Below are 11,242 nucleotides of genomic sequence, written 5' to 3'. Positions count from 1 at the left end.
CCGCGCCCTCCCGATCTCCCCCTCGCCTCTCCCGAATTCCGTCGATCTTCTGGGCGACGTCACTTGGTCGGCCGGCGAAGCGCTGCTCGCGCGTGCCGAGGCCGGCATGTCGCGGCTCGCGGCCGAGGGGCTGGCCGGCTGCTGGTGGGGTGCCGCGGCACCGGACGGGAATTTCGAGGCCCTGATGGTGATCGGGGCCGACGACGACCCCACCGAGGTGGCGGAGATGGTCGAGTCGGTGATCGACCACCAGCCCACGACCGCCCTGCTGCTCGTGCTGGTGGCGGCGCCCGCCAAGGCCGCGACGGAGCACCGTGGCGCTCTCGAATTGCTGCGCGCCCGGGGTGCCGTCGTCCTGCTGGGTGACCATGCCCCGCAAGGCCTGCTGGCGGCGGCGGCGCGCGTCCATGTCGTGGCCGACATGCTCGGCTTCATGGCGCTCATGGCCGGCCGGCAGGTAACCTGCCATGGTGGCCCTTTCTATGCCGGCTGGGGTCTGACGGACGACCGCATCCCCCGCCGCGGCAACCGCTCCCTGGCCGAAGTCTTCGCCGCCGAAGTGCTGCTGGCGACCGCCTATGCCGACCCCTACGACGGCACGCCGACCGGCTTCGAGGCATTCCTCGAGGTCGCCGCCCTGGCCCGCCGTCTCGACCGGGACAATCGCAAGGTGGCGGCCTTCATGGGCATGGCCTTCTGGAAGCGCGCCCGCATCGCGGAATTCTTCTGCTGCGGCGGACCGCCGGCGCCCTTTCTGGGCTCGACCGGGCGGGCCGTCTCGGTCGCAGCGGCGCGGGGCGGCGGCATCGCCGTCTGGGCATCGCGCGAGCCGGCGGATCTGGCACGCAAGGCGCGAGCGCAGGGCGTGCCGGTGATCCGGGTCGAGGACGGCTTCATCCGCTCCGCCGGGCTCGGGGCCGATTTCATCCCGCCCGCCTCGATCACCCTGGACAGCGACGGCCTCTATTTCGATCCCACACGGCCGAGCGGGCTCGAGCACATCCTCGACACGATCGAGCTCGACCCGGCCGAGCTGGCGCGCAGCCGGCATCTGATCGCCCTCCTGGTCGAGCGCAGCGTGACCAAATACGGCGCCGGGGGCCCGCCCTTCTGCGATCTGCCGGAAGGACGGCGCACCATCCTGGTTCCGGGCCAGGTCGAGGACGACCGCTCGGTTGTGCTCGGTGGCGCCGGCATCTATAGCAACATCGACCTGCTGCGCCGGGTCCGGGCCGACAATCCCGACGCCTTCATCGTCTACAAGCCGCATCCCGACGTCGACGCCGGACACCGGCCGGGCGCCGTCAGCGATGCCGAGGCGCTCCGCCTGGCCGACCGGCTGGTGCGCGGCGGCGCCATGGCGCAGCAGATCTCGGCCGTCGCCGAACTGCACTGCCTGACCTCCCTCGCAGGCTTCGAAGCCTTATTGCGCAACAAGAAGGTGACCACCTACGGCCACCCCTTCTATGCCGGCTGGGGCCTGACAGACGACCGCAACCCGCCGCCGCGCCGTGGCCGCCGCCTGAGCCTGGAACAACTGGTGGCGGGAACCCTGCTCCGTTATGCGCGTTATATCGATCCGTTGACCGGTCTGCCCTGCGGGCCCGAGACAGTAATCGCCCGGCTGGCCGACCCGGCGGCGAACCGACTCTCCGCCCTGGTGTGGTTCCGGCGCTGGCAGGGGCGGCTGACCCGTCCGTTCCGGCGCCTGTTCCGGCCTCGCCCCGAGCCCACCATCCCGTCGGACCTTTGATGACCGCCAAGCACTTCGTCTTCCTGCAGGGTATGCCGTCGCCGTTCTTCACGCGGATCGGCAACGACTTGGCGGCCCGCGGCCACCGGGTGACCGGGGTCAATCTCTGCTTCGGCGACTGGTATTTCTGGAAGGGTCCGGCGGCGATCAACTACCGCGGCACGCGGCGGGGCTGGCCCGCCTTCATCGGCCGCCTGTTCGAACGCGAAGGGGTGACCGACCTCGTCCTGCTGGGTGAGCAGCGGGCCTATCACAAGGTGGCGATCGCCGAAGCCAAGAAACGCGGCGTTCGAGTCACTGTGACCGACTTCGGCTATCTGCGGCCCGACTGGGTCACCCTCGAGGCCGACGGCATGGGGGGCAACTCCCTCTTCCCGCGCGACCTCGCGACCATCCGCCGTCTGGCGGAAGGCGCGCCGGTACCGAGGCCCGGCAGCCGCTTCGCCGACAGTTTCCGCACCATGGCGATCGGCGACCTGATCTACAGCTTCGGCAACATCCTGTTCGCCTGGGCCTTCCCCTTCTATCGCCGCTCGGACAAGCGGGCCAATCCCTTCGTCTATTTCCCCTTCATGGCGCGCCGCCTGATGACCACCAAGGCACGCCAGCGCGAGGCGGCCGAGCTGATGGCGCGCATGATCGCGGAAAAGCGGCGTTTCTTCTTCTTCCCGCTCCAGCTCGAGCATGATTTCCAGGTCGTCGCCTATTCACCCTTCGCCGACCTGCGCGAGCCGCTGCGCCGGGTGATCGCCTCCTTCGCCCGCCATGCGGCCGCCGACGATTGGCTGATGATCAAACCCCATCCCTGGGATCCCGGCCTGCGCAACTGGCGCAAGCTGACCCGGCGCTTCGCGGCCGAGCACGGCGTCGCCGACCGGGTCGCCTTCATCGACGGCGGCGTGCTGGGGGAGACCACCCGGGCCTCGGTCGGCATGGTCACGGTGAACAGCACCTCGGGCGTCACCGCGCTCGAAGTCGGGCGGCCGCTCAAGGTGCTCGGCCAGGCCGTCTACGACATTCCCGGCCTCGCCTTCCAAGGCAGCCTGGACGCCTTCTGGCAGAAGGCGACGCCGCCCGCGGCGGCCGACGTCCAGGCGTTTCTCGCGGCGATGGCGGCGACCATCCAGATCCGCGGTACCTTCTTCAGCGAACCGGGCCTCGGGGCCGCCACCAGGATCGCCGCCGAGCGGCTCGACGCCGGCCTCGTCGCCCAGCGGCTGATCGCCAAGGAAAGACCATGAACGTCGATCTCTACGACAGTATCGAGGCCATTCCGGCGGACCTGTGGGACGGCATTTCGCCGACCGCCTGGCGCACCCAGAGCCATGCCCTCTGGCGCGTGGTCGAACAGTCCGGACTGAACGATTTCGCCTATCGCTATGCGGTCCTGCGCGACGATGCGGGCACGGCGGTGGCCGCCGTCGCCTTCTACACGATCACCACCGACCTTGCGATCTTCGCGCCCGACTGGCTGCGCCGGCTGCTCGGCTGGATCCGCCGAGTGATGCCCGGCTTCCTCATGGTGCGGATGCTCGAATGCGGCACGCCGGTCACCCTGACCAGCCCGCCCTTCGTCATCGGCGACCGCCTGCCGGCGGAGCGGACGGTCACCGAGGTCGCCCGCTTCCTGCTGACGCTCGCCCGCAAGGAGCGCCATTTCCTGCTCGTGGTGCGCGATTTCGAGAGCAACGCCGATGGCCTGCGGCCCTATCTGAAGGCGCTCGGCTTCCATTTCGTGCGCAGCCTGCCGAACACCTATCTCGACATCGTCTGGCCGAGCTATGACGCCTATCTCGCCGCGATGAAGAGCTATTTCCGCAGCAAGGTGACAAAGCACATGCGCCGCAACGAGGAAGCGGGCGTACGCCATGTCCTGGTCGACGATTTCGACGACTTGGCGGAAACCCTGTGCCGGCAATGGATGGTGGTGCACACCCAGGCCAGCGAATTCCAGCGCGAAGTGCTGACCGAGACCTTCTACCGCCGCTTCTCGCGCGAACTCGGCGCCGATACCAAGGTGCTGCTGTTCTACCGCCGCGACGAACTGGTCGGCCACGCCCTGCTGCTGCGCGACCACGAATTGCTGCGCTGGATGTATTTCGGCCGCGAAGAGGCGGTCAACGACAGTCTCTACATCTACGTTGGCCAGACGGTGATCCGGACCGCGATCGAGATGGGCGCCAACAGCATCGAAATGGGCCTGACCACCTATCCGGTGAAACTGGACATGGGCGCCAGGGTCGAGCGCCTGGACCTCGGCCTTCGCGCGCCGTCCTGGATCATCAATCCCTTCGTCGGCATCGGCTACAGCGTGATGAACACCGTGCCCGAAATCGTGGCGCGCGACGTGTTCAAGAGCGGCGAGGCCGAGGCGAAGCGCAGCCGCCGCACCGAGGCCACCGTGCCCGCCGAAAAGGCACCCTCGTGAGGGCCGCGATATGAGTTTGGCGGCGGGCGGCGCCAGGGCCCTGGTCACCGGCGGCACCGGCTTCGTCGGCGGCCACCTGCTGAACCGCCTGACGGCGGAGGGCTGGTCGGTCCGGGCATTGGTACGCGATCCCGCCCGGCTCGGCCCGGCAGCGGCCGGAATCGAGGTGGTGACCGGCGACCTCGGAGACCTCGAAGCGCTGAAGCGGGCCGTCACCGGCTGCGAGGTGATCTTCCACTGTGCCGCCAATGTCGCGACCTGGGGCCGCTTGGCCGACTATATGGCGGTCAACCGGCAGGGCGTCGCCAATCTGGTCGATGCCGTCGCGGCCGCCGGGCCGCCGCTGCACCGGCTGGTGCACCTTTCGACCGTCGACGTCTACGGCTACCCGGTCGCCCCTTGCGACGAGACGGCCCCTCTCGACGGCGCCGGCTTTCCCTATGGCGAGAGCAAGCTCGCGGGCGAAATCCTGCTGCGCACGCGGGCGGCGACCCTGGGTCTGCCGGTCACCGTGCTGCGCCCGGCCAACATCATGGGGCCGCAGTCGCAATTCGTCGCCCGCATCGGCGCCGAATTGCGGAACGGCCTGATGCTCATGATCGACGGCGGGCGGGCCAATAGCGGCTTCACCGATGTCGACAACCTGCTGGACCTCATGCTCTGGGCCGCCGAGGCGGAGGCGGCGCGGGGCGAGTGTTTCAACGTCCGCGACCAGTGCGACGTCGATTGGGCCACCCTGCTGACCCGGCTGCGCAGCCTGATCGGCGGCCGCGGGCGGATCCTCGACCTGCCCTTCGCGGTGGCCGAGGCTTCGGCCCGCGCGCTCGAACTCGCCTATCGCCTGCGGCCCGGGCGGGAGCCCCTGCTGCACCGCCTGCTGGTCCGCATGTTCGGGCGCACCTGCGGCCATTCGGCGGAGAAGATCCGCCGCGCCAGCGGGCTGCGCGACCGGATCGATTTCGACGCGGCGATGGCACGCTCGGCCGCCTGGTTCAACGGGACGACACACTGACCCGGCTGGCCGGGCTCTTGTCCGTGGCCCTCGGCACGCCTACCTCCCCTTGACCGTCCGGCTCGTGGACGCGCACCGTAATTTTTCGGGTCGCTGCGGCGAACTTGTCTATGCACGCCGGGCCGGACCGGCGCGGTATGGAGAGATGCCATGAACGTTTGTACGATTCCCCAGGGCCGCGGGCTGAAGCCGGCGGAATTTCCCGATCCCGCCTTGGACATCGCGGCAGGTGCCGCCGAAGTGCAGGAAGCGGTACTGGCGGGCGGCTGCTTCTGGTGCACCGAGGCGGTCTATCGCGCGGTCGACGGCGTTCTCGAGGTCGCCCCGGGCTATGCCGGCGGCACGGCGGAGACGGCCGACTACCGCACCGTCTGCACCGGCTCGACCGACCACGCCGAGGTGATCCGCGTGCGCTTCGACCCGCGCCGCACCTCCTATGGCCGGCTGCTCAAGCTGTTCTTCTCGGTCGCGCACGACCCGACGCAGCTGAACCGCCAGGGCAACGACGTCGGCCGCCAGTACCGATCGGCCGTCTTCTATGCCGACGAGGCGCAGCGCCGGGCCGCGGCCGCCTATATCGAGCAGCTGACCCGGGCCGGCGCCTTCACGGCCCCCGTCGTGACCACGCTGGAGCCACTGAACGGCTTCTTCGAGGCCGAGGCCTATCACCACGACTATGCGGCGCGGAACCCGTACCAGCCCTATATCGCCCATGTGGCGCTGCCCAAGGTCGAAAAGCTGAAGGCTTACTTCCCTGGGCAGCTCAAGCAGGGCTGAGACTTACTGGACGCCGGCGGCGGCCTGGCCGCCGGCCCCCACCGCAACCGGCGGCAGCACGCCGGGCGACGCCTTGACGCCGGCATTGGCACCGGCGGCAACACCGGCACCACCCTGGGTCAGGCCCGAGGCGACAGTGCCGGCGGCGGCCTTCGCCGTGCCGACCCCGGCCCGGGCGGCATCCGTGGCCGCGCCGGTGGTACGATCGACGGCCGCGCCGGTTGCCGCCGTGGGATCCACCACGATGTCGGCATCAGCGGTACCGCTGCTGCCGGCAGCGCCGCCATTGGCGCCCAGGGCGGCAGTGCCGCCACTGGTCGAGGCACCGGCGCCGACCTGGGCCGAGGTCCCCGCGGGACCCTGGAGCTTGGCCTTGGCATCGAGTTCCTGCTGGCGGCGCAGGGCTTCGGCGGGATCAGCCGAAAGGCCGCCGCCGAGGCCGGCCCCGACGCCGAGCGGGCCACCGACCTGGCCGCTGCCCGACAGGCCGAGCGGCCCGGCATGGGCAGCGCCCGCCAAGACGAGGACCGGTACGCTGGCACTGAGAAGACCGATGAGGCTGTAGCGCAAGATGCACTCCCTGTGGAAGAGAGACCACGTGGGTCTCGAGCATGAAATGCGTCAGAGATGCTCAGTGTTCCCTGACGATCGCGCCCCCGGCTCCACTAACGGCGACAGTCGATCGCTCCGATGATTTGCGGCTGTGGACGGATTTACGCCACCGCCCGAAGCTGCACGAAGGTAAATACATGAAACGTGGGCGGAAGGATTGCCCTTCCGCCCTTATTCGAGCGGGCGAGGCCCCGGCTCAGGAACCGCCGAGCGCGGCGAGATCGCCGATCGGGGCCGGCGCGGCCGGCAGCGCATCGGTCAATCCGGTCGGATCGGCGAGCGCGGTCAGCCCATCGAGCGGCGAGGCGCCGGCACCGCCGGTGATCTGGCCGACCACATCCTGAACGGCACTGGCCGGATCGCCGGCAGGCAGGCCGGTCAGCGCCGGCAATCCACCCGGCGCGGGCAGGTCGCCACCCGCCGAACCAGCACCCAACAAGGTCTCTTCGAGCAGGGCGACGACACGGGTGACCGTCTCCAGCGTAGCGCCGGGCAGCATCACGACGCCGGCCAGCACAGCCGAAAGACCGCCCGGCAGCGGCGGCGCACCGGGCAGTGCGCCTGCCCCCGGCAGCGCCGAGGTGAGATCGGTCAGCGCCGAAGCATCCGGCAGGGACCCGCCACCCGGCAGCGCCGAGGCCAGATCGGTCAGCACCGAAGCATCCGGCAGGGACCCGCCACCCGGCAGCACCGAGGTCAGATCGGCCAGGGCCGAAGCATCCGGCAAGCTCCCGGCATCCGGCAAGCTCCCGGCACCCGGCAGGCTTCCAGCCCCCGGCAGCGACGGCAGCCCGCCCGAGGGCGACGGCAGGGCCGAGGTCAGGGCGTCCAGCCCGGGCAGACTATCGGCGCCCGGCAGCGAGAGCGAGCCCGTGACCGGCACCGGCAGGCTGCCCGTCCCTGGCAGCGACGGCATCCCACCCCCTGCCGACGGGAGGCCCGAGGCCAGCGAGCCGGGATCCGGCAGGCCGCTGCCGCCCGGCAGCGAAGGCGCCCCACTGCGGGCGCTGCTGATCGCGTCGCCGATCGCCTGGGCCGTAGCCCCCGCCTGGTCGGCGCCGAGACCGCCGGAGCCGAGGCCCGGCAATTCGTTGGCGAAGCTGCGGAACGGCAGATCGACGCCACCGCCGTTGGCCGGACCGCCGATATCGAGGCTGAAGGAGGCATCGCCGCTGGCCGAGGCGCCACTGCCCGCCGGGCCACTGGCCGACCCGCTCACCGAACCTTTGCCCGTGAGCGTGCCGAGGGTCTGGGCCAAGCCCATGACATCGCCCCCCAGGTGCACGCCGGCCCCGGCACTGCCGCCGCCGGCCGAACCGGCACTGCCGGACCCGCTGCCGCTGCCGCCGAGCGAGAGGCCGAGGGGCCCCGCCTGGGCGACCCCGGCGAGTGCGAGCAACGACGCGCCCGCCAGGAGAAGTCGAGCCGACTTCTTATAGATCTTGTTGTTCATTGAAGGCTCCCGATCGATAAGTGCCCTCCCCGGCACTTCACGATCAGAAAAGCCCGTTCTAGCTGACCAAAGGCTGACGGTCGGGCGGCGCAGCCCGACCATTTGCCCCGAATCCCGTCCTACGTGTCAGTCTGCGCCCTGAATGGCGGGATTTCGCCCTATTGCGCCCCCGCAGAAGCCCCGGGGCGGAGGAATTCTTCCGCTGCGATGGCAAAATTCAAGTTCTGCGTGTCGCGCAACATGAAAGTGGTGATGCCGATCAGGTTGCCGCGGGCGTCGAACAGGCCGCCACCGGAGGAGCCGGGCGAGATCGGCGCACTGGTCTGGACATATTGCTGGCCCTCGTGCCGGCGCTTGCCCGAGACCAGGCCCTCGCCCAGCGTCAAGTCGAGACCGGAAGGTGCGCCGATCGTATAGGCGCGCTCGCCCACGGCGACATCTGAATGGCTGCGGATCGAGACGAAGGTCGGCAGGTCCGGCTTGTCGACGCGGAGAATGCAGCGGTCGCCGTCGACGTCGCGGAGCTTCACCGTGACCGGGCGCAGGTCCGACATGTCGTCGCTCCGGAAGATGCCGAAGAATTCCTGGCCCTCCAGCACATGGCAATTGGTGAACAGGTGCTGGGCCGTGACCGCCACGGCCGAGCCCTGGCTGTAGCCATCCTCGAGATAGGGCTGGCCGTTCCGCATGGGGGCGGCGACCACCACCCAGACCGCGTCCTTCACCTTCTGGAAGACCCCGGCGGGATCGAGCGTCTGGGTCGCCACCGGCATGGGCAGGGTCGGCAGCGAGACCTGGTCGATGCCGCCGTCCGCCTGCGGCGGGCGCTGGGGCTGGGGGCGTTGATCGGGGCGCGACGGCGGCGCCCGCGGCTCGTCCGGGGTCGCTTCGGCGCTGTCGGAGCCGCCTTCGGTGCTGCCGACCTGGGCCTCGTTCTTGGCGTAGACGCCCATCTCGGCATCGGCGGGCGGCGCTTCGGGCGGGCCGAGGGGGTCCGGCACGTCGAATTCGCTCATGATCGCGGCGACCAGGCCCGCATTGCTGGCCGCGTCGGCGGTCGGATAGAAATAGGTGACGCCGACGATGCCGTTGACACGCCGCTCCACCCGGCCGGAATAGCGGGTGGCGCCGTCGGCCCCTTCGTAGGTGAAGCCGGTTGCGGTCTGTTGCGCCTGGGTCACCCGCTTCTGGCCGTCCTGCAGGCCGCGCACGGTATCGTAGAGGGTCTTGAACTGGGCATCGTTCATCGGATCGAGGATCTCGATCTCGAGCCGCCGGCTGCCATCGGCGCTGGACAGGATGCGGCCGCCGTTGTCGCCCGGTTTCGTCTTGGTCAGCAGCACGGCCGGGTAATCGACCCGGAAGCCCTTGTCCTGGTTGGTATAGGCGGTCCAGCCCACCTTGGCGCGGGCCGCCGCGGCACCGCGCAGGAGCTGCACGAACTGGTCGTCGGTGAGCTGGCCGGTGACGCGCGCGCCGATCGATTTCTGGAACGCCTTCACCGCGCTTGCGGTGGCACTGTCCATCTGGCCGCTGGCGATTCCGGTATAGAAGCCGGCCCAGATCAGGCTGAGCTGCAGAAGGCGGGGGTCGCGGCCCTGTGCGATATCGGTGAAACCGTTGCTGTCGTCGCCCTCGATCGAGCCGCCGGAGGCGGGCGGCGTCGCCGGCGCCTCGGGCCGCGGCCGCGAGGGCCTGAGCGAGCCCTTGGAATCGTCGGCCGAGACCGGCACGGCCCCGAAAGCCACGATGAACGCCGCCAGCGCGGCCGTCGCACGACGCAGATGAATTGCCATGAAAAGCGCCCGCTCCCATTCCCCCACGGCCGCCAGCCTAAGCGAAGCCCAGGCCGCGGCCAATCCCCGAGGGCGCCATTATCGCGCGATTCCGGACGCCCGGGTGTGATCCGCACCATTGTCTCGCATCCGCCAAGATGTTCGGCTAGTTTGCCGATCCGAAGGGTCCCCGCATTGGGGCGGTGCCGCCGCCCGGCGGTACCGGCGGGCGGCCCCAATCCGATCTCTATGCAGGACCCACGAGAGGGGAAATGATGAACAAGATTGTCCTTGGCGCCGTGACGGCCGTTGTGGTCGGCGTGGGGGCTGCCGCCGGCTGGTATTTCCTGGGCAAGGAGAGCGGTCCGGGTGTCATGACCACCGGCACCGCGCCTGCGCTCGATTGCAGCACGATAAAGGCCGATGTCGACGCCACCCTCGCCGCCCTGCCGCCCGAGCTGAAGGCGACCTATTCCGGCCTCGAGTGCAGCGCGCAGAAGTTGCTCTTCGCCGAGCTGCGTTTCGGTGTCCTGGGTGCCGGCGGCACCGAGGAAGGCGCCGTCAAGCTGAGCGCCGTGGTGCTCGACAATCCCTTCGCCGCCAATGCGAAGAAGATCTTCAACGCCGCCTCCTATCCCGCGGGCCAGGCGCCCTCGGCCGAGCGCCTGGCGCTCGCCGGCCATCTGACCGCGGCCAAAGTGACGATCGGGCCGGAAGCCGGCGGCGGCGTCTCCTTCGAGAATCTCGATATCGCCGATCTCGGCGCGCGCCAGTTCGCCAAGGCGCCACCGGCCACGCTGGCGGCGCTGGGCACCCTCGCCCCGGCCGATCTCGCAGACCTGCTGCAGGCCTTCTCCTTCTCGTCCTTCGGCTTCAAGAACGTGGCCGGCGGCCCGCAGGGCTCCGAACCCGTGCTGCACATCGCCTCGATCGTGCTCTCGGCCTTCGACGGTGCCAAGCTGGGCGGCCTCGACGTCACTTCGGTCTCGGCCAAGCCGGAAGCGGGTGCTGCGGGCGGCGTCACCATCGGCAGCCTGTCGCTGAAGGGGATCGGCGTCGCCGATCTCGCCACCCTGCTCTCCTCGGCCGGCGGCATGGCTTCGACCGATGCCGAGAGCGTCAAGCTGCTGCTGGCGATCAGCGCCGACCAGGCGACCTTGAAGGACTTCCAGGCCTCGGGCTTCGCCGGGCCGGACGATCAGGTGAAGCTCGCCACGGTCGACATCCAGGCGCTGAAGTCGCTCGCCTTCCAGAGCGTGACGGTGCAGGGCCTCGAAGGCTTCTCCAGCGAGGCGGACGTCGCCTTCAAGCTGGGCAAGTTCACGATCACCGGCGTCGACGTCGGCTCCGCCCTGCAGACCATGGCGGCCGGCGGCGACCCCGATTACTCGAAGCTGCGCATCGACGGCTACGAGATCTCGGATCTGTCGAT

General features: G+C 69.8%; 9 protein-coding genes. 6 read left to right on the top strand and 3 right to left on the bottom strand.

Annotation, left to right across the window (positions count from 1 at the left end; translation table 11 throughout):
- Positions 1 to 106 precede the first annotated feature (106 nt).
- From WC493_RS09405 to msrA, 5 genes are all read left to right on the top strand, one after another.
- Positions 107 to 1,753, top strand: coding sequence for a hypothetical protein (locus tag WC493_RS09405; RefSeq protein ID WP_373064887.1), 1,647 nt, complete (start codon positions 107 to 109; stop codon positions 1,751 to 1,753).
- Positions 1,753 to 2,994, top strand: coding sequence for a capsule biosynthesis protein (locus WC493_RS09400; RefSeq protein ID WP_373064885.1), 1,242 nt, complete (start codon positions 1,753 to 1,755; stop codon positions 2,992 to 2,994). Before WC493_RS09405 ends, WC493_RS09400 begins: the two co-directional genes overlap by 1 nt.
- A complete protein-coding gene (locus WC493_RS09395) occupies positions 2,991 to 4,181 on the top strand; it encodes a GNAT family N-acetyltransferase (RefSeq protein WP_373064883.1) in 1,191 nt (396 codons plus the stop codon). The genes WC493_RS09400 and WC493_RS09395 overlap by 4 nt, the downstream gene beginning before the upstream one ends.
- Positions 4,182 to 4,191: 10 nt before the next feature.
- A complete protein-coding gene (locus WC493_RS09390; RefSeq protein ID WP_373064881.1) occupies positions 4,192 to 5,193 on the top strand; it encodes an NAD-dependent epimerase/dehydratase family protein in 1,002 nt (333 codons plus the stop codon).
- A 150-nt stretch (positions 5,194 to 5,343) separates the two neighbouring features.
- Positions 5,344 to 5,970 (top strand): peptide-methionine (S)-S-oxide reductase MsrA, encoded by a 627-nt coding sequence (gene msrA / locus WC493_RS09385; protein WP_373064879.1) that lies wholly within the window; start codon positions 5,344 to 5,346, stop codon positions 5,968 to 5,970.
- A gap of 3 nt (positions 5,971 to 5,973) precedes the next feature.
- On the opposite strand, the gene WC493_RS09380 is transcribed toward msrA, so the two are convergent.
- The 3 genes from WC493_RS09380 to WC493_RS09370 form a co-directional block, all read right to left on the bottom strand.
- Positions 5,974 to 6,540: a hypothetical protein gene (locus tag WC493_RS09380; protein ID WP_373064877.1), complete on the bottom strand. Its 567-nt coding sequence runs from the start codon at positions 6,538 to 6,540 to the stop codon at positions 5,974 to 5,976.
- 238 nt (positions 6,541 to 6,778) lie between these two features.
- Entirely contained in the window at positions 6,779 to 8,035 is a 1,257-nt protein-coding gene (locus WC493_RS09375) for a hypothetical protein (protein ID WP_373064875.1), read from the bottom strand.
- 158 nt (positions 8,036 to 8,193) lie between these two features.
- Complete coding sequence (locus tag WC493_RS09370; RefSeq protein WP_373064873.1) at positions 8,194 to 9,831, bottom strand: trypsin-like peptidase domain-containing protein; 1,638 nt, start codon at positions 9,829 to 9,831, stop codon at positions 8,194 to 8,196.
- A gap of 251 nt (positions 9,832 to 10,082) precedes the next feature.
- On the opposite strand from WC493_RS09370, the gene WC493_RS09365 reads away from it, so the two are divergent.
- The coding region (locus WC493_RS09365; protein ID WP_373064871.1) for a hypothetical protein at positions 10,083 to 11,242 on the top strand (1,160 nt) is incomplete at its 3' end.

This window comes from Zavarzinia sp. (assembly GCF_041650655.1).
In the GTDB taxonomy this organism is placed as follows: domain Bacteria; phylum Pseudomonadota; class Alphaproteobacteria; order Zavarziniales; family Zavarziniaceae; genus Zavarzinia.
Note: the sequence above shows the minus strand (reverse complement) of the source record. Positions and strands in the feature narration are given on the sequence as shown.

Coding starts and splice junctions, on each gene's coding strand:
- msrA (WP_373064879.1), top strand. CDS start 5,344: ATGAACGTTTGTACGATTCCCCAGGGCCGCGGGCTGAAGCCGGCGGAA.
- WC493_RS09395 (WP_373064883.1), top strand. CDS start 2,991: ATGAACGTCGATCTCTACGACAGTATCGAGGCCATTCCGGCGGACCTG.
- WC493_RS09400 (WP_373064885.1), top strand. CDS start 1,753: ATGACCGCCAAGCACTTCGTCTTCCTGCAGGGTATGCCGTCGCCGTTC.
- WC493_RS09390 (WP_373064881.1), top strand. CDS start 4,192: ATGAGTTTGGCGGCGGGCGGCGCCAGGGCCCTGGTCACCGGCGGCACC.
- WC493_RS09405 (WP_373064887.1), top strand. CDS start 107: ATGTCGCGGCTCGCGGCCGAGGGGCTGGCCGGCTGCTGGTGGGGTGCC.
- WC493_RS09375 (WP_373064875.1), bottom strand. CDS start 8,035: ATGAACAACAAGATCTATAAGAAGTCGGCTCGACTTCTCCTGGCGGGC.
- WC493_RS09370 (WP_373064873.1), bottom strand. CDS start 9,831: ATGGCAATTCATCTGCGTCGTGCGACGGCCGCGCTGGCGGCGTTCATC.